This window comes from Chloroflexota bacterium, from assembly GCA_013152435.1.
Classification (GTDB): domain Bacteria; phylum Chloroflexota; class Anaerolineae; order DUEN01; family DUEN01; genus DUEN01.
This window is the reverse complement of the sequence record JAADGJ010000066.1, coordinates 1-17098: the sequence shown is the minus strand read 5'-3', so window position 1 is coordinate 17098 and position 17098 is coordinate 1. Positions and strand designations below refer to the sequence as shown.

At 64.0% G+C, this 17098-nt stretch carries 15 protein-coding genes and 2 tRNA genes; 5 read left to right on the top strand and 12 right to left on the bottom strand.

Annotation, left to right across the window (positions count from 1 at the left end; all coding sequences use genetic code 11):
• Nucleotides 1-128: 128 nt before the first annotated feature.
• From GXP39_09565 to GXP39_09535, 7 genes are all read right to left on the bottom strand, one after another.
• Nucleotides 129-833 (bottom strand): creatininase family protein, encoded by a 705-nt coding sequence (locus GXP39_09565; protein ID NOZ28283.1) that lies wholly within the window; start codon nucleotides 831-833, stop codon nucleotides 129-131.
• 58 nt (nucleotides 834-891) lie between these two features.
• Nucleotides 892-3726 carry a leucine--tRNA ligase gene (locus GXP39_09560; GenBank protein NOZ28282.1) on the bottom strand — a complete coding sequence of 945 codons (2835 nt, stop codon included), beginning with the start codon at nucleotides 3724-3726 and terminating at the stop codon, nucleotides 892-894.
• 97 nt (nucleotides 3727-3823) lie between these two features.
• Complete coding sequence (locus tag GXP39_09555; protein ID NOZ28281.1) at nucleotides 3824-4246, bottom strand: hypothetical protein; 423 nt, start codon at nucleotides 4244-4246, stop codon at nucleotides 3824-3826.
• 1 nt (nucleotide 4247) lies between these two features.
• On the bottom strand, nucleotides 4248-4586 hold the full coding sequence (locus GXP39_09550; protein NOZ28280.1) for a cupin domain-containing protein: 339 nt from the start codon (nucleotides 4584-4586) through the stop codon (nucleotides 4248-4250).
• Nucleotides 4587-4601: 15 nt separating this feature from the next.
• Nucleotides 4602-5522 (bottom strand): branched-chain amino acid transaminase, encoded by a 921-nt coding sequence (locus GXP39_09545; GenBank protein ID NOZ28279.1) that lies wholly within the window; start codon nucleotides 5520-5522, stop codon nucleotides 4602-4604.
• Nucleotides 5523-5669: 147 nt separating this feature from the next.
• Nucleotides 5670-5742: transfer RNA gene (locus tag GXP39_09540), tRNA-Ala, on the bottom strand.
• Nucleotides 5743-5994: 252 nt separating this feature from the next.
• A tRNA-Ala gene (locus GXP39_09535) sits at nucleotides 5995-6067 on the bottom strand.
• A gap of 227 nt (nucleotides 6068-6294) precedes the next feature.
• Here GXP39_09535 and GXP39_09530 point away from each other — a divergent pair.
• Complete coding sequence (locus GXP39_09530; GenBank protein ID NOZ28278.1) at nucleotides 6295-6672, top strand: hypothetical protein; 378 nt, start codon at nucleotides 6295-6297, stop codon at nucleotides 6670-6672.
• Between the two features lie 103 nt (nucleotides 6673-6775).
• Here GXP39_09530 and GXP39_09525 read toward each other — a convergent pair whose 3' ends face one another.
• The 5 genes from GXP39_09525 to thrC form a co-directional block, all read right to left on the bottom strand.
• Nucleotides 6776-6958: a SelT/SelW/SelH family protein gene (locus tag GXP39_09525; protein ID NOZ28277.1), complete on the bottom strand. Its 183-nt coding sequence runs from the start codon at nucleotides 6956-6958 to the stop codon at nucleotides 6776-6778.
• 234 nt (nucleotides 6959-7192) lie between these two features.
• The gene (locus GXP39_09520; GenBank protein NOZ28276.1) at nucleotides 7193-8929 is read right to left on the bottom strand and encodes a hypothetical protein; all 1737 of its coding nucleotides are present in this window, start codon (nucleotides 8927-8929) and stop codon (nucleotides 7193-7195) included.
• A 580-nt stretch (nucleotides 8930-9509) separates the two neighbouring features.
• Nucleotides 9510-10538 (bottom strand): thiazole biosynthesis adenylyltransferase ThiF, encoded by a 1029-nt coding sequence (locus GXP39_09515; protein NOZ28275.1) that lies wholly within the window; start codon nucleotides 10536-10538, stop codon nucleotides 9510-9512.
• A complete protein-coding gene (locus tag GXP39_09510; GenBank protein NOZ28274.1) occupies nucleotides 10531-11136 on the bottom strand; it encodes a GNAT family N-acetyltransferase in 606 nt (201 codons plus the stop codon). Before GXP39_09510 ends, GXP39_09515 begins: the two co-directional genes overlap by 8 nt.
• Nucleotides 11133-12470: a threonine synthase gene (gene thrC, locus GXP39_09505; GenBank protein NOZ28273.1), complete on the bottom strand. Its 1338-nt coding sequence runs from the start codon at nucleotides 12468-12470 to the stop codon at nucleotides 11133-11135. The genes GXP39_09510 and thrC overlap by 4 nt, the downstream gene beginning before the upstream one ends.
• 235 nt (nucleotides 12471-12705) lie before the next feature.
• Between thrC and GXP39_09500 the strand changes: the two genes are divergently transcribed.
• Genes GXP39_09500 through pgeF form a run of 4 tightly spaced genes read left to right on the top strand, consistent with a single transcriptional unit; the run spans nucleotide 12706 to nucleotide 16766 of the window.
• Complete coding sequence (locus GXP39_09500; protein ID NOZ28272.1) at nucleotides 12706-13437, top strand: response regulator transcription factor; 732 nt, start codon at nucleotides 12706-12708, stop codon at nucleotides 13435-13437.
• Nucleotides 13438-13467: 30 nt separating this feature from the next.
• Nucleotides 13468-14154, top strand: a complete 687-nt coding sequence (locus GXP39_09495; protein NOZ28271.1) for a YdcF family protein — start codon at nucleotides 13468-13470, stop codon at nucleotides 14152-14154.
• 48 nt (nucleotides 14155-14202) lie between these two features.
• Complete coding sequence (locus tag GXP39_09490) at nucleotides 14203-15972, top strand: radical SAM protein (protein NOZ28270.1); 1770 nt, start codon at nucleotides 14203-14205, stop codon at nucleotides 15970-15972.
• Nucleotides 15973-15983: 11 nt separating this feature from the next.
• Nucleotides 15984-16766, top strand: a complete 783-nt coding sequence (gene pgeF / locus GXP39_09485; GenBank protein NOZ28269.1) for a peptidoglycan editing factor PgeF — start codon at nucleotides 15984-15986, stop codon at nucleotides 16764-16766.
• The last annotated feature ends 332 nt before the right edge of the window (nucleotides 16767-17098 follow it).

Below are 17098 nucleotides of genomic sequence, written 5' to 3'. Positions count from 1 at the left end.
TCCTTGCTCTGTATCTCTGGGGACATTCTAGCTCGTGCTTGGAACATTGTCAAGACGGATTGTCCTGGTGATCGCCCGCTGGCTCCTCTCAAGTGGGGACGATCCCTAGGGCGGCACCCTGTGGCTGCTTAGCGCCCGGCCGGGCCCAGTTTATCCAGTTCCTCCAGCAGCGCGTCCACGGCGGCCTCGAAGATGCGATCCATGGTCGCGTCGTCCAGCTGGTACGCGCCGCCGAAGGAGCCATCGCCCAACAACGCACGTACCCGGTCCGCCCCCTCGATCACCTCCAACGCGACGGGTGGCTTGGGATCATCCGGCAGCGTCACACCCGGCAGCCGGGTGAACGGGAAGTTCTCCAGGTAGTTGGCGTGGGTGGGTGGCGTGGGCAGATCGGCGCAGGCCTCCTGCACGGCCGGCAGTCGCCACCACTCCACCATGTGCGCCCGCAGCCCCGGCAGCTCATTCGCCAGTTCCCGCAGATAGCCTTGTACCGGCGCGTTGCCGCCGTGGCCGTTGATGACGAACACCCGACGGAATCCCTGATGATAAAGCGATCGCACCACGTCCTCTACTATGGCCAGCAGCGTGGTGATTCGCAGCGAGATGGTCCCCGGGTAGCGCAGGAAGTAGGGGGAGACCCCGAACGGAATGGGCGGCGCCACCAGCACGTTCGCCCGTTCCCCCACCTCCCGGGCCAGCGCGTACGGGATGCGCGTGTCCGTCTGCAGGCTGAGATAGCCGTGCTGCTCCGTGGATCCGAGCACCAGCACGATGCGATCGTCGCGCTGTACATACTCCTCGACTTGCATCCAATTGCAGTCTTCCAGTAACATGGAACCTCCCAAAGAAAAAGGGGGCTTGGCGCCCCCTGTCTCGTCGGTAGCGATCCTGCTATCGGACGACGATGTTCACCAGCCGGCCCGGCGCGTAGATGATCTTCACGATCTCCTTGCCGGTCGTGTGGCGCTGCGCTCCCTTTGAGGCCAGCGCCAGCTCCTTGGCCTGCTCCTCCGTGATGTCGACGGGCACCTCGATCCGGTCCCGCACGCGGCCGTTCACCTGCACGACCAGCGTGATCGTCTCCTCCCTGGCGATCTCCTCGTCCCATTCCGGCCAGGGCTGCACGTGAATGCTGGGACCGGGATGCCGCCGCTGCCATAGCTCCTCGCTGATGTGCGGCATGGAGGGCGCCATCATCAGGAGCAGGTTGTCGATGGCCTCATCCCACGCGGCCGTGCCGTACACGGCCGTCTCCTTGGCCTTCATCAGGTAGTTGTTGAACTCCATCAGCGCCGCGATCATCGTGTTGAACCGGAAGTTCTCGATGTCATGTGTCACCTTGCGGATCGTCTGATGGGTCTTACGGCGCAGCGCCCGAACGTCCTCCTCGGACGGCTGGCCGTCGGCGGGCCGGGCCGGGGGCTCCGTCACCGTGCTCCACACCCGGTCCAGGAACCGGCGCACGCCCTCGATGCCCTGGGAGTTCCATGGCCCGCCCTGATCCCACGGGCCGATAAACATCAGGTACGCTCGCACCGTGTCGGCCCCGTAGCGTTCCACCAGGTCGTCCGGGGCGATGACGTTGCCGCGGGATTTGGACATCTTCTCGCCGTCCTCGCCCAGGATCGTGCCCTGGTTGAACAGCCGCAGCATGGGCTCGTCGAAGTCCACGATGCCCATGTCCCGCATGGCCTTGGTGAAGAACCGGGTATACAGCAGGTGCATGGTGGCGTGCTCGATGCCGCCCGTGTATTGGTCCACCGGCAGCCAGTATTCCCCCTTCTCCGGGTCGAACGGCTTGTCGTCGGGGCCGATGGGCTCGCCCGCCTTGTAGTAGGGGCTCACATAGGCATAGTGATACCAGGAGGAGCACACGAAGGTGTCCATGGTGTCCGTCTCGCGTTCGGCATCGCCGCCGCACTTGGGACACTTCACGTATCGGAACCCCTCGTGATATTTGAGCGGGCTTTCGCCGGTGGGCAGGAACTCCGCGTCGTCGGGCAGCAGCACCGGCAGATCCTCGTACGGCACGGGCACGGTCCCGCATTTGGGACAGTAGATGATGGGGATGGGCGCGCCCCACATGCGCTGTCGGCTGATCAGCCAGTCCCGCAGCCGGTAATTCACGGCGAACTTGCCGATGCCCTGCTCCTCCAGCCATTCGGTGACCCGCTTCACCGCCACGTCGCCGGGCGTGCCGCTGAACGGGCCGGAGTGGATCATGGTGCCGTATTCGGCGTGGAACAGGATATCCCGATAGCCCTGGACGGCGTTCAACATCTCCATGGTGGTGCGGCGATCCTGCAGGGATGGGTCCAGCGCCTGACAGCGTCGCAGGATCTCCCGATCCGCGGCGATCGAATCCAGCGTCAACGTCCCGTCGGGGAAGATGAACTCCCAGCGACGCCCCACGATCTCGCACCAGTGCCCGGGCTGGACGTTTCCTCGGATCAGCGCCGCATAGCGATCGACCTGCTCATCCCCCTCCAGCGTGACCAGGATGCCTTCGTCCGTCTCCTGGAGCGAGGAGCCCTCCTCCCGCAGGCGATCGATGAAGCCCTCGGCTACGGCGCCCGGCCGGATCAGGCTCTTCGCCCGTCCGTCCGTGCGATCGATGACCGGGATGATGGGCAGCCCGAACTTCAGCGCGAACTCGTAGTCGCGATCGTCGTGGGCGGGCACGGCCATGATGGCGCCGGTTCCGTAGGTCATCAGCACGTAGTCGGCGATCCACACGGGGATGCGTTCGCCGTTTACGGGGTTGATGGCGTATGCGCCGATGAAGACGCCCGTCTTCTCCCGCTCCTTGGATGTGCGGGTGATCTCATCCAGCCGGGCGGCCTGTTTCTGGTAAGCCTCTACCTCCTGCCGGTGCTCCGGCGTGGTGATCCGATCCACCAGCGGATGCTCCGGGGAGAGCACCATGAACGTGGCGCCCCACAGCGTGTCCGGCCGGGTGGTGAACACCACCATGTCCCCCTCGGACGGATCGGCGCCATCCGGCAGGAACTCCGGTGCGATCTTGAAGACGACCTCGGCCCCCTCGCTGCGGCCGATCCAGTTGGTCTGCATGACCTTGACGCGCTCCGGCCAATCGATCTTGGAGAAGTCCAGGAGCTCCTCCGCGTACTTGGTGATGCGGAAGAGCCACTGGTTCAGCTCCTTCTTGATGACCGGCGTGCCGCAGCGCTCGCAGTGGCGATCTTCGCCCCACACCTGCTCGCGGGCCAGCGTCGTGTTGCAGGTGGGGCAGAAGTCGACCGGTATGAAGTCCCGGTAGGCCAGCCCGTTCTCATAGAATTTGAGGAAGAACCATTGCGTCCACCGGTAGTAACGGGGATCGGCGGTGATCACCTCCCGGTCCCAGGCCCACATGGCCCCCATGGACCTGAGCTGGCGGCGCATGCGTTCGATGTTCTGGTACGTCCACTGCGCAGGATGGATGCCATGCCGGATAGCCGCGTTCTCGGCCGGCAGCCCGAATGCGTCGAACCCGATGGGGAAGAAGACATTGTACCCCTTCATGCGCTTGTAGCGCGCCGCGGCATCGGAAGGCGTCATCGCATACCAGTGGCCGATATGAAGGTCACCGCTGGGATACGGCAGCATGGTCAGGAAGTACCACTTGGGTCGATTCGGGTCCTCGACCGTGCGGTATAGCCCTTCCTCCTCCCACTTCTTTTGCCACTTGGGTTCGATCTCCTGCGGTACGTAACGGTCGCTCATCCGCTTCACTCCTTGCTCAATTACGCAATACGTAATACGCAACACGCAATACGCAACACGCAACACGTAATGCGCAACATATAGCCCGCAATCCGCCTTACGCGGCCTTCCTCGTCTCTCGCTCTTGTGCCCTCTGCCTCTCCCGTTCCTGCGCGTCTCGTCGGATCTGGATGGCGCAGCGGATCCGGACCCAGAAGGCGGCGGCGAAACCCACCAGGGCGGACAGGAGGATCAGCCCCGGTCCACCCTGCAAATTGGTGCCGAGCGCCCCCGGTGTGACGGCGAAGATCAGGTAGGGGCCCAGGCGCCACTCGATGCCGTCGGAGAGCCCGAGCCGGGTGGCGATGAGGAACCCGCTGGCCACCAGCAAGCCCACCATCGTGGTCGCCAGGTAGCCGTAGACCAGGGCGGCCAGGGAACGGGCCATGCATGAGAGCTCCGGCGCGATGCGCTCCTGGAAATAGGTCCATCCCCGGCGTATGAAGCCCACCAGGGCCACAAGCAGCGCCAGATAGCGCACGTCATCTCCTCCGATACTCGTCGCGCACCGGCGAGAAATATTCGGCCAGCACGCAGGCGCTCAGGAATCGTGCGGAGTGGGGCGTGTCACCAGGGATCGCGTAGCTGTCGCCTGGACCGAAGCGGTAGGCTGTGCCGTCGATGGTGAGTTCCACCTGGCCGGAGACCACGTAGCCGATCTGCTCGGCCGGGTGGGAGTGCTCCGGGACGGTGCTGCCCTCCTCCGCTCGGATCTCCACCACCATGCCGCGCTCACCCGTGCCCAGCGTCCGACGCCATAGGCCGGGCGTCATCTCGACCGGCTCCACATCCGCCCAGCGGACGATGTCTGGCGCTGCCATGGGGTCCTCTCCTTATTAGACGTAGTCCAGCCACCCGTACGGGTCGGGGAGCTTCCCCTGCGTGATGCCGAAGAACTGCTCCTGGATGCGCTTCGTGATGGGCCCGCGTCGTCCGGCGCCCACCTGTTGCCCATCGACGGATCGGATGGGCGTCACCTCAGCGGCCGTGCCAGTGAAGAAGATCTCATCGGCGATGTAGAGCATCTCCCGGGGGATCAGCTGCTCTCGCACCTCGTAGCCCAGATCTCGAGCGATGGTGATCACGCTGTCGCGAGTGATCCCGCCCAGGATCGAGGCGCCCAACGGCGGCGTGTAGATGATCCCATCCTGGATGACGAACAGGTTCTCCCCGCTGCCCTCCGAGACGTAGCCATAGATGTCCAGAGCGATGGCCTCGACGAAGCCGCGGTCCCGGGCCTCCATCACCATGAACTGTGAGTTGATGTAATGACCGCCGATCTTGGCCAGCGCGGGGAAGGTGTCCGGGGCCATCCGTCGCCATGTGCTGATGCCAACATCCACACCCTGTTCCAGCGCCTCCGTTCCCAGGTAGGTGCCCCACTCGAAGGCGGCGATGATCGTGTGCACGGGGCAGCTGCGCGGGTCGACCCCCAGGACCTCATAGCCGCGGAAGACCAACGGGCGGATGTAGCATGAACCCAGTTGATTGCGGCGGACCGTCTCAGCGATGGCCTCGGAGATCTGCTCCGGGGTGTAAGGCACGGGCATGTGGGCGATCTTGCAGGAGTTCATGAGGCGTTTGACGTGTGGCTCCAGCCGGAAGATCGCTACCCCTTTGGGAGTCTCGTAGGCGCGAATCCCTTCAAAGACGCTGCTGCCATAGTGCAGCGCATGGGACAAGACGTGGACCTTCGCATCAGCCCAGGGCACGAATTCGCCATCAAACCAGATCCATTGGGATTCCTTGATGGGCATGGGATCTTCCTCCTTTTGACGTCGCGAGCGGGTGATTCGATCACTTCCTGAACGGAATAGGTTGATAATAAGAAGAAAACCCCATCGCCTTCAGGGACGAAGGGGTTCTCCGCGGTACCACCCTGGTTGTCGGAGCTAGCGAGTAGGTGGAGCTGAGGGGATTCGAACCCCTGACCTCCTCAATGCCATTGAGGCGCTCTCCCAGCTGAGCTACAGCCCCGTGCAATCTCCGACCGCTCTATGCGCGATAACGGGCGCTCCCGCTGTCCCCTAATGTAGGTTTGAGGGCCAGGGCTCCCAGGCGAGTTCGGCCTTTATGGCGGGCCCCATTGCCACCGTGATCGGGCTCCCACCTGGTCTTTCCCGACTCGCTGTGGGGCTGGCCTACTACTCCTGTTCACAGCCTGTTCGCTTATCGCCTAGGGCATGGAATCCGTCTGGGCCGGATCCTATGCCGCAGACGATAAACCAGTGGAGCTGAGGGGATTCGAACCCCTGACCTCTTCAGTGCGATTGAAGCGCTCTCCCAGCTGAGCTACAGCCCCTCACAACGGCGAAGTATAAGTCAGAACCTATGGTTTGTCAAATTTATTCGAAAACTCGCCCCTCAGCCCGCGGTGGCGGCGTTACACTGGTGGTTCATGAAGCCGCTCTTTGGCGCGCTTCGAACAGTTGCCTTTTGCGGGAAGTTGGCACCTGGCGAGCGATTGGTTATACTACATCTTGACGGGAGCGCTCATCGGGTGTCCGAAACGGGTGGGGAGGGATGGAAATGGCGTCCTCTGTTCAAAGAGTGTGTCCGCATTGTGGGGCTGCCTATCCGGTGTTGGAGCCCCGTTGCCCGCGCTGCGGGCGGTCCCCGGATGCCGTGCCTGCCCCGACCCGGTCTCAGTTGCCCGCCTTGCTCGCCCGCGCGGCTGTGCCCATCGCCGTGGGCGTCGTCGGCCTGGCCGCCCGTGCCGGCGTGGCCATCCTGCGCGGCCTCCTGGAGCGAGCCCTGCTGCCGGCATCGCCGCCGGAGACCACCGCCGCGCCTCATGGACGACCGCGCGTCACGATCCACTTCTGGCAGCGGCGGGATGTTTGGGATGCCTCAGGATGGCATTCCCGAGAGGAGGTGCAGGGGCGGTGGGAGGTGCATGAGGAGTAGATCGCGAGGCGGCGTGATGTGCCCCTGTGCAGGTGTGGTCTCCAAAATGATGAGTAAAAGCCCTCCCATTTGGGAGGGCTTTCGATTTTCTGCTGACCGATCCCTATTGACCGAGCTTCTTCTGTATCGCTTGCTTCACCTCTTCGTACTCCGCGTGGCGCCCCGTCTGTTTCTTCGAGTAAATCAGCTCGCCGTCTACCTCAACTTCATAGACGCCGCCATCAGAGGGGATCAGTGTGAGCTCCTCGATCTGGGGTTCGAAGTCCGACAGAAGCTGTTCCGTCATCCTGACGGCTCTGGGCGTGTAGTTTCAAGCGGCACAGTACTCGATTCGGATCTTCATCGGTCTCCTCCTTAGAATGGATGTGCAAATGCATAGGATGTAGGCGATAGGGATTATGCCATAGAAGGAGGTTGGGAGCAAGGAGCATCGGCTTCCCGCATGCGGACGTGGCGATGTGTGCTGCGGTTGGGGATGGAGCCCGCTATCGGCATGGTGGAGCGCGTTGTGATCGTTGGGTTAGCGCTTCATCATGAGCGGAAGGTGTGTCCTGGCCCCGGAACCGCGGGCTGAGCTGGCCTCGTACGCGCCCATATCGCAAGAGTCGTCCCCCTTTCCGGTGCCGCCCGCCCGCAGATAGCCTCGCTGATCCCGGCTTTGCCCGGGGTCGCAGCCGTTCACGTGGGGTGGAATGGCATTGACGGCCGGGCCCGACAGCAGGGCGTGGGTATGGGTGATGCCGCTGTTGTCCTGGAGGGGCCCAAGGTAGCCGTCGAGGTTGGTATCCAGGACATCGCCGGTGGCCTTGAATCCGCACCATTTGGAGCTGGTCATGTTATACCCGAGCGATGTGACATATTCACCGCACGATTCGACGATGCTGTTGCTGATCTTGACGACCTGATGATCGACGCCGATGTTATACAAGGCGATAGGATCATCATCACTGGACACGATCGTGCTGTGGTAGATGCTCACCGACTCGGCGTCGCCCAGGTAGATCTGAGAAGTGGCTGAGCCGCTCACCGTGCTGTTGTCGATGACCAGATCAGTGCCGTAAAAGGCGAGGGCGAGATCGACGTTGTCCTGTGTCAGGTCATCGGTGACCAGGCTGCGGATCAGCGTCAGCGCCGAGTCGATCACTTTGATGCCATCCTCTCCGATCACGCCGCCGGAGGCCTCCGTCGAGGAGGGGTAATTGAACTCCCGGTTGCCGGTGACCGAGCTTTGCGTCAGGGTGACGGCGGAATTGGAGCGAATGGCGATGCCCGCGGCGAGGTTGCCAAAATCCTTACGGACCACGTTGTCGACGACCTGGCTATTGATCATCGTCAGCGTGCTTTGGGATATATCGAGGCCGCCATCTCGATTGGCGCTCACCCGCACGCCCTCCATGCGCACGCGGCTCTTGGCTGCCTCGACCCCCACGAACGCGTTGTCGCGGACGGCCCCACCGATGAACGTGATGTCGCTTCCGTATGCGGAGACCCCTACGTCGTTGTTGCTGGCGATGATGCTGTTGGTGAATACGGCCTTCACCTCAGACAACAACAGCCCCATACCATGGGCGCCGGTGTTTCCTGTGACGCTGCTGTTGTTCATGATCAGGGTGAGAGGCCCCACGTTGATGCTCCCGTCGACGGGCCTGGGGTTGCTCGTATGATGGGAGATGTTGTCCTTAATGGCGACGTTGTTCAACGTCAAGACACCGTCGCCGCCGCCCCAGATCGCCGGGCCGGTTTCCTCGCCCGAGGTGTAGCCGCCGCGGATGGTCAGGTTGTTGAGCGTGAGCCGGCCGGTCGCCCCTCCAAAGACCAGGATGCGAAACTCGGGCGCGTTGCTCGCCCGGCGGATGGTGGCCCCATTGCCCTCGATAGTGATGGCGGAGAGGATCGGAGGCAATCCCGTGGGGCCGATGAAGAAGGACCCCACCTTGTCGGTATAGACCGCTGTGAGCGTGTACGTGGATGGGGTGAGTACGATGATGTCGGCGCCGTGTCCGGCCGGGCATTCGCCGCTTTTGCTGCCGGATGCGGAGTCGGTTTCGGCGGCGATGATGGCCTCGATGAGCGAGCAACGCCCATCGTTGGCGACCGCCATGTGGGTGGTGTTCACCGTGATCGAGGCTGCGTAGAGCGGCTGTTCCATCGCGATCAGCGTGAGCGTGATCGTCAACAACAGCAGAAGATGAGGCCAGATGCGGAGCGCCCGTCTCCAGGCGGGTGACTGAAGTCGAGTGGGTTGGTGGTCGTTCATTCTGTCGGCTCCTCCTCGCACAGTTGCCGTGCAGGGTCTGGGGGATGTCGGAAAGTACATCTTGGGCGTATTTAAGGCGGCAGCATGCCCTGGGGCGATTCCCTGGTAAGGTTACCACGACGAAACCGATGGGGCTGCTAAGACCCGGGGAATCCTCGCAGCTCTTCAGCGATCGATGTCTGATTTACTCCCGTGCGTTCCGGGCTGTAGCCGCCTCGCGGATCAAAGGTTGAGGCGTGGTTGATGGAGGTGAGGGTGTATGAGTGGAACGCCTCGGCGAAGAAGCGTCGGCTTGGCTTGTGGGGATGGTGGAAGTGTAGACTCTTCGTCCGCCGCCTCTGCGGCTTTCGTCTCGGTTGGAGAGCGTGATCGCTATACCGGTGTGATCGCGCTCCGGGACCTGGAATGCACCCGAGTGCTGGAGCGAGAAGCGGATGTCACTCCTGATTTCCCGCTTTGCGCCTGGCCTTCTCGGCTTGTGGCTTGTATAAACGAATGTGGTGTTTTATATCACAGATGCCCAAAATGTCCTAATCTGGGAACTCGTTTCGCCCTTGCTTCTGTGGGGCGGACCTTCCCTCTAATGCCCGATGTAACGGGCGTATAATGCCCGGGCCAGGGCCGGGTCGTCGGTTCCTTTGATGATGGCCCGGCCGTCGGGGAAGATGGTGAACTCGTAGTCGTCCACCTGAACCCGCAGCAGGTAGGGGGTCACCCGGACCCGGCCGACCTTCTCCAGGGAGCGGGCGAGCTGGGACAGGTCCGGCGGGGAGCCTCCCGTCGCGGACACCTGCACGGCGTTGCGCCCGCAGAGAGTCACCGACTGGGTGCCTGCTTCCGCTTCCAGAAACGCATACTCGCCCCGGCCGCAGGTGGGACAGTCAGGGCGAGGCCCCTTGATCTCGAAGCGCTCCAGGCGGTTGTCCAGCAGATCAAAGTGCAGCATCCCCCGGGAGATCTCGGCCATTCCCGAGAGCCACTTCAGCGCCTCGCCGGCGGCGATGGAGGCCACCACGGAGACGGCCGGGCCCAGCACGCCGGCCGTGTCGCAGGTCGCCAGGGAGCCCGGGGCGGGCGGCTCCGGCATCACGCAGCGCAGGCACGCCGTCTCATGTGGGATGATGGTCATCGTCATGCCGTAGGAGGCGACGGCGCCGGTGTAGATCCACGGCTTCTCCAGGCGCACGCAGGCGTCGTTCAGCATGTAACGCGTCTCCATGTTGTCGGTCCCGTCCATGACCAGGTCCACATCCTGGATCAGGCTCGATACGTTGCCCGGGTTCACGTCCGCGACCATGTCCTCCACGGTGATCTGGCTGTTGATCCGGCGCAGCTTGCGGGCCGTAGCGACCGCCTTAGGCAACGCCTCGGCCGCGTCCTCCTCGTCGAACAGGATCTGGCGATGCAGGTTGTTCAGCTCCACGAAGTCCCGATCCACAACCCGGAGGTATCCGACGCCCGCCCGGGCCAGGAGGTTCGCGATCACACTGCCGGTGGCCCCGCACCCGATGACGGCCACGCGCGAGCGCAGGAGGCGGCGCTGGCCGGCCTCCCCCAGCGCGGGGAACAGGATCTGTCGGCTATAACGGGATAGCTCGCGCTCATTCATGGAGACCAACCCTCCGGCGCTCCTGATATGCCTTCCACTCCGCCCGGGTCAGCGTCAGATCGATCTCATCGGTCTCGTCGATGCGCCCGCGTCGATCCAGCACCACAGGCCGGAAGTCCACCTCTCGAAACCCGAAGTGGCGCCACAGGCGTAGGCTGCGCTGATTGAACCCCCACACGCCCGGGATGTAGAAGCGATCGGCGCCCAACTGATCGAATCCGTAGGCCAGGAGCAGCTCTACCGCCTCGGTCCCGTAGCCCTGCCCCCAGTACCGCCTGTCGCCGATGAGGATGGGGAGGCGGTAGATCCGTTCGCCGGGGTAGCGCTCGTTCACCCAGGGCAGGTTCATGCGCTCCAGGCAGATCTCGCCGATGGCGCGCCCGTTCACCTCGATGATGAACAGGAGGCCGTGTTGGGAGAGGTACTCGTAGATGGGGCGGATGTCCTCCACCGATCGGGCGTCGATGTCGTTCCCCTCGCTCAGGCGCAGCACCTCCTCGTCCTGGTACCAGGCCAGGGCGGTGGGAAGGTCGGCCTCCGTGAAGGGACGTAGCACGATGCGCCGGCCGCACAGCGTCAGGTCGTGCTCCTGGATCACCGCCCGGCCTCCTCCAGCCGACGGTCGAGCACCTCTCGCACCACCTTCACATCGGCGGGGAGGTATACGGGCGGATTGGCGTATGTGGCCTCCACCTCGTCCAGCGTGTCCTCATGATATCCCAGCTTGAACTGGGTGAACTTCAGACCGTGCGCTGTGGAGATGACGACCACTCGATCGTCCCGGTGGATGACGCCCTTGCGTACCAGTTTGAAGAGCACAGCCAGGGCCACGCCGGTGTGCGGGCACGTGTACATGCCGGTGCGGTCGGCCATGGCCGATGCGTTCGCCAGCTCGTGCTCGGTGGCCTGCTCCACGATGCCGTCGAACTGACGCAGCACCCGCACCGCCTTCTCATAGCTGACCGGGTTGCCGATCTGGATGGCGGAGGCCAGCGTCTTCTGGGCCCGGATGGTCACCTTCTCCTCGAAGCCCCGCAGGTAGCTCTGGTAGAGCGGGTTGGCCTTGGCCGATTGCGCGGCCACCAGCCGGGGGAGCTTCTCGATAAGGCCCAGCTCTCGCATGAGCAGCAGGCCCTTGCCCAGCGCGGCGATATTGCCCAGGTTCCCCACCGGGATGATGATCCAGTCGGGCACGGCCCAGTCGAATTGCTGGACGATCTCGATCCCCACCGTCTTCTGCCCCTCGATGCGCAGAGAGTTCATGGAGTTGGCCAGGTAGATGGTGTTGTCCTTGGTGACCTCCTTGACGATGCGCATGCAGCCGTCGAAGTCGGTATCCAGGGCCAGGACCAGGGCGCCGTTGGCGATGGGCTGGATGAGCTGCGCTGTGCTCACCTTGCCGCGAGGGAGGAACACGATGGTGGGGATGCCCGCGGCCGCGCCGTATGCGGCCAGCGCCGCCGACGTGTCTCCGGTGGAGGCGCAGGCCACCGCGCGGATCGGCTTGCCCTGCGCGATCATCTGGCGCACCACGCTGACCAGCACCGTCATGCCCAGATCCTTGAACGAGCCCGTGTGACTGTTGCCGCACAGCTTGACCCACAGATCGGGAAGGTCGATCTGTCGGCCCAGGCGTTCGGCCCAGAAGAGGTTCGTGTGTCCCTCGTACATGGAGACGATGTTGTCATCGTCGATGTCGGGCACGACCCATTCCTTCTTACCCCAGACGCCTGAACCGTAGGGCCACTGGGTGGTGCGGGCCCGTTGCTCGAACAGGCGCATCCAGGCGGAGGCGCTGCGGTCCCGTAGCGCTTCCACGTCGTGGGCCACCTCAAGCAGGCCGCCGCAGGAGGGGCATTCGTAGATGACCTCGTAGAGGGAGTAACGACCGGGGCAGCCTCGGATGCACTGAAACCAGGCTGAGTATGTCATGCCTCTCTCACCATCTATCGTACGGATTTGTGCACGTGGCAGGCATGTTCAATGTACCATCGCAGGGGGGCTTTGTCAACGGCTGGCGTTTGGGGATCGTGCATCAGCTTGTCATTTCTGATCCCTTTGGATACGCTACCGGCTTTCGCCTTGTGTTGCCGAGGGCCCTGAGGCATGATACAATCTTTGATGAGCCTGCAGCCCGCGGTGGGATGCACCCAGGAAGAGGAGATTTATGAGCAACCCCTTTGCCGGAAAGCTGATTCTCGTGGCTGATGATGAGCCGAGAATGGTCCAATTCATCCAGAAGAACCTGGAACTCGATGGCTTCCGGGTGATCACCGCATCCAACGGCCTGGAGGCGGTGGAGAAGGTACGCACCGAGTTGCCCGATCTGGTGATCCTGGATGTGATGATGCCGGAGATGGATGGCTTTGAGGCGTTGCGGGCGATCCGGGAGATCTCCGATGTGCCGGTGATCATGTTGACCGTCAAGGGAGAGGAGGGGGATAAGCACCTGGCTTTCTCGGGCGGCGCGGACGATTACGTGACCAAGCCGTTCAGCCCTTTGGAGCTAAGCGATCGTTGCAAAGCTGTGTTGCGTCGGGCCACCGATCGTTCGGTGCGCTCCGACGAGGTGATCAAGGTCGATGATCGGCTGCAGATCGACTTCGCCCGCCGCGAGGTGATCGTGGACGGCAAGCGGGTGAACCTCCGCCCGACGGAGTGGCGGCTCCTCTACCATCTGGTGCAGAACGCGGGCTGGGTGGTGCCCTCCGAGGTCCTGTTGCAGAAAGTCTGGGGATTCGAGTATCGGGATGATATCCAGCTGCTGCGTCTGTATATCGCCTACCTGCGGCAGAAGATCGAGGAGGACACGAACCATCCGAAGTACATCCTGACCGAGCGCGGGGTGGGGTATCGTTTCGTGGACTTTCGACGGGAGCGGGAGGCCTCGGCGGAATAGGGGCGTGACGGAGATCGTTTGGTGGCGCGAATGCGCCATGCTATAATCGTGTTCATGTGGAATCGGTTGCGTGGTATAGCCTGTGGGCTGGGGATCCTGATCCTGGGAGGGATCCTGGGAATCGTCGGCCTGGGATGGCGAATCGATCGCTACGGACAGGTCGATCGGCGACAGCAGGCGGACGTGATCATCGTCATGGGGGCCCGGGTCCTGCCGGATGGCCAGCCGGGTCCCGATCTTCGCAGTCGCACCCAGCACGGCGTTAACCTCTATCGGGAGGGATGGGCGCCTTATCTGATGCTGACCGGTGGGTTCACGGGCGATTCCGCCTCCGCCGCGGCTGTGGCCCGCCGCCTGGCCCTGGCGTGGGGCGTCCCCGATTCGCATATCCGGCTGGCCGAGGGCTCCCTCTCCACCTGGGAGGATGCGCAGGTGGCCGCGAGCCTCATGCGCCGTCATGGATGGCGACGGGCGATCGTGGTGAGCCACCCGTTGCATCTGTATCGGACGTACCGGATGTTCCACCGGGAGGGCGTTGCCGTATACCCCAGCCCGACCCCGGACGTGGCCGTGTCGTCCATGCCCTGGCGGCGACGGGCCTTCCTGGATCTGCGGGAAGCCCTCGCCCTGGTATGGTCCTATCTGCCGGACCCGGTGCGTTACTCTTCCTGGACCGCGGTGTTACAGGGATGGATCTACGATGGGTTCGTGAGGTAAGCGGGTGAACGATGGAAAGGGTTGGGGGATGGCGAAGGGAAGCGGCGGATGAAGTGGGAAGAGATTGCACGAGCCCGGCGGATCCTGGATCGAGAGCAGGGCACGATTTATAAGGACTGGGGAGGTCGGCTGCGGATCGCGCTGGCGTATCCCAACACGTATTACGTGGGGATGTCCAGCCTGGCCCTGCAGACGATCTATCGTGCGTTCAACGAGCGGCCGCATGTGGTATGTGAGCGCGTCTTCTGGGACAAGGGTGGCCTCCAGGCGGGACGGACGCTGATCTCCCTGGAGTCGCAGCGGCCGGTGGATGAGTTCGATGTCCTCGCCTTCACCGTCTCCTATGAGATGGATTACTTCCACGTGGTGGAGATGCTGCGACAGGCGGGCATCCCGCCGCTGGCCGAGGATCGGGACGAGGATTGGCCGCTGGTGCTGGGAGGCGGTCCGGCGCTTAGCATGAATCCGGAGCCGGTGGCCCCCTTCTTCGACGCCATCGTCATCGGTGAGGCGGAGGGGATCATCGGGGACCTCACCGAGCGGCTCCGAGATGCCGCTGATTCATCCCGGGGGGACGTGCTGGAGCGGTTGGCGGAGCTTCCCGGCGTTTACGTGCCGCTCGTTCACCATAACGATCCCACGCGGCCGGACTGGCGTCCCATCGATCGGCTGTGGGTGCGCGATCTGACGGCGCATCCCACCGTTTCCTGTCTGTACACGCCGGATACCGAGTTCGGCGATCTGCATCTCATGGAGATCGCGCGCGGGTGTGGGCGGGGTTGTCGCTTCTGCCTGGCCGGTTACATTTACCGCCCGCCCCGTGAGGTGCCGGTGGATGTCATCCTGGACTGGGCGCGTGAGGGGCTCCGGCATCGGGACAAGCTCGGGCTGGTCGCGGCCGCCGTGTCCGACCACACGGAGATCGACCGGCTGGCCGAGGAGCTCCGCCGCATGGGCGCCCGGGTCAGCGTCTCGTCCATGCGCACGGATCCCATCAGCGTGCCGCTGGTGGAGTTGTTGGCGGAGAGCGGCACGCAGACGTTGACCATCGCGCCGGAGGCAGGGTCGCAGCGGCTGCGGGACGTGATCAGCAAGACACAGCGAGAGGAGGATCTGCTGGCCGCGGTGGATCTGGCCGAGCGCCTGAGGTTCCCGCAGCTCAAGCTGTATTTCATGGTCGGGCATCCCACCGAGACGGATGCGGACATCCAGGCGCTGGTCGACTTCGTGTTGGAGGCCCGGGGGCGTTTCTCACGCCGCATCACGATCAACACGACCCCCTACGTGCCCAAGGCGCACACGCCCTTCCAGTGGGAGCCGATGGCGCCCGTGGAGGTGTTGAAGCGGCGACAGCGGTGGATCAAACGGCAGCTCGCTCCACATCGGGTCGGCGTCCGGGCGGATTCGCCCGAGTGGGCTGCCGTGCAAGGGGTGTTGGCCCGTGGCGACCGCCGCCTGGCCCAGGTGTTGTTGCGTGTGGAGGAGCTATCGATCCCCGCCTTTCGCCGGGCGATGGCGGAGTGCGGGCTCTCGGCCGAGGAGTATCTGGGGGCGTGGCCCCAGGACCGTCCCTTGCCCTGGCGGATCGTGAACCCGGCGATCCGGGAGAGCTACTGGCGCATGGAGCGTCGTCTGGCGGAACGCGGCCGGCCGGGGCAGCCCTGCCCGATCGATTCGGCCGGCTGCTTGATCTGCGGCGCCTGTGATGAGGCGTGGGCGTTTCGCTTCCTGGGGGGGCTCCCTCCCAGGCGACGTGGCCGTACGGGCGATGGGGGCTCGCCTCGGCCGCGCCGTCAGCCGACCGGTCTGTTGGGATAACGCGGCTGCTCATGTTTCGACGCACCGTTCAAGGGGTTACGTTCTATCAGTTCACGGAGCTGGCCGAGCAGCGAGGGGTGTGCCATGCCGTCAGCACCCGGCTGGGGGGCGTCAGCCCCGCGCCCTTCGCGTCGCTCAATTTGACGACGGCCCGGGGGGATGCTCCGGAGCGGGTCGCCGAGAATCACCGTCGGCTGTGCGTGGCTTTGGGCGTGGACCCCGCCACGTTGGTGAGCCCGCAGCAGGTGCATGGAGCTCGCGTAGAGCGGGTGGGGCGGGAGATGTGCGGGCAGGTCGTGCCCGCCTGCGATGGGCTGGTCACGGACGAGCCCGGTGTGACGTTGCTGCTCCGCTTCGCCGATTGTGTGCCGCTCATCGTCTACGATCCGGATCGGCGCGCCATCGGGGTGGCCCATGCGGGGTGGCGGGGCACGGTGGCCGGCATCGCGACGGCCCTGGTGGATGCCATGCGGCGGGAGTTCGGCTCCCGCCCGGAGAGCCTCATCGCGGGCATCGGGCCGGCCATCGGCCCGTGTTGCTATCGGGTGGGCCCTGAGGTCGTGCGTGAGGTGATCGCGGCCTTCGGGTCCCCGGATGGGTTGCTGCCCCGATGGGACGATGGAGCGCATTCCTTCGACCTGTGGGCGGCGAACGCGCGGTTGCTGCGGGAGGCGGGCGTCCAGCGGATCGAGGTGGCGGGGATATGCACGGCGTGCCATGTGGACGAGTTCTTCTCCCATCGGGCCGAACATGGCCGCACGGGACATCACGGTGCGTTCGCCTGCCTGGTGTAGCACCGGGGGACTGAGGGAGGAGTTCCGCCCCTCCGGAAAAAGCCTTTCTCTCGCCTTCGACCTGCCCGGCCTCGGCCTGGGTCCTTCGAGGTGGGCCGAGAAAGGCAGGTGCAGGCCGGAAAAGAGGGGTTTCCGTGGAGGGGAGGGCCCCTCCACACCTCCCCCTGTGGAGCTGGTCGTTGAGGGGGACCCTCAGGCACCTTGCTGGTAAATTTTCAGACACATTCTAGGGGTGTGTCTGATGTCAAGTCCTGAAATACGTTTACAACAAAAAGGGGGGAAAAGGGGGCGAATCATCAGGAATCCTCCTGCGGACCAGGCACCCACACGAC

Excerpts from the sequence above, each read along its gene's own strand:
- GXP39_09565 (NOZ28283.1), bottom strand. The coding sequence starts at position 833 with ATGTTACTGGAAGACTGCAATTGGATGCAAGTCGAGGAGTATGTACAG.
- GXP39_09560 (NOZ28282.1), bottom strand. The coding sequence starts at position 3,726 with ATGAGCGACCGTTACGTACCGCAGGAGATCGAACCCAAGTGGCAAAAG.
- GXP39_09550 (NOZ28280.1), bottom strand. The coding sequence starts at position 4,586 with ATGGCAGCGCCAGACATCGTCCGCTGGGCGGATGTGGAGCCGGTCGAG.
- GXP39_09545 (NOZ28279.1), bottom strand. The coding sequence starts at position 5,522 with ATGCCCATCAAGGAATCCCAATGGATCTGGTTTGATGGCGAATTCGTG.
- GXP39_09530 (NOZ28278.1), top strand. The coding sequence starts at position 6,295 with ATGGCGTCCTCTGTTCAAAGAGTGTGTCCGCATTGTGGGGCTGCCTAT.
- GXP39_09525 (NOZ28277.1), bottom strand. The coding sequence starts at position 6,958 with ATGACGGAACAGCTTCTGTCGGACTTCGAACCCCAGATCGAGGAGCTC.
- GXP39_09520 (NOZ28276.1), bottom strand. The coding sequence starts at position 8,929 with ATGAACGACCACCAACCCACTCGACTTCAGTCACCCGCCTGGAGACGG.
- GXP39_09515 (NOZ28275.1), bottom strand. The coding sequence starts at position 10,538 with ATGAATGAGCGCGAGCTATCCCGTTATAGCCGACAGATCCTGTTCCCC.
- thrC (NOZ28273.1), bottom strand. The coding sequence starts at position 12,470 with ATGACATACTCAGCCTGGTTTCAGTGCATCCGAGGCTGCCCCGGTCGT.
- GXP39_09500 (NOZ28272.1), top strand. The coding sequence starts at position 12,706 with ATGAGCAACCCCTTTGCCGGAAAGCTGATTCTCGTGGCTGATGATGAG.
- GXP39_09495 (NOZ28271.1), top strand. The coding sequence starts at position 13,468 with ATGCGCCATGCTATAATCGTGTTCATGTGGAATCGGTTGCGTGGTATA.
- GXP39_09490 (NOZ28270.1), top strand. The coding sequence starts at position 14,203 with ATGAAGTGGGAAGAGATTGCACGAGCCCGGCGGATCCTGGATCGAGAG.
- pgeF (NOZ28269.1), top strand. The coding sequence starts at position 15,984 with ATGTTTCGACGCACCGTTCAAGGGGTTACGTTCTATCAGTTCACGGAG.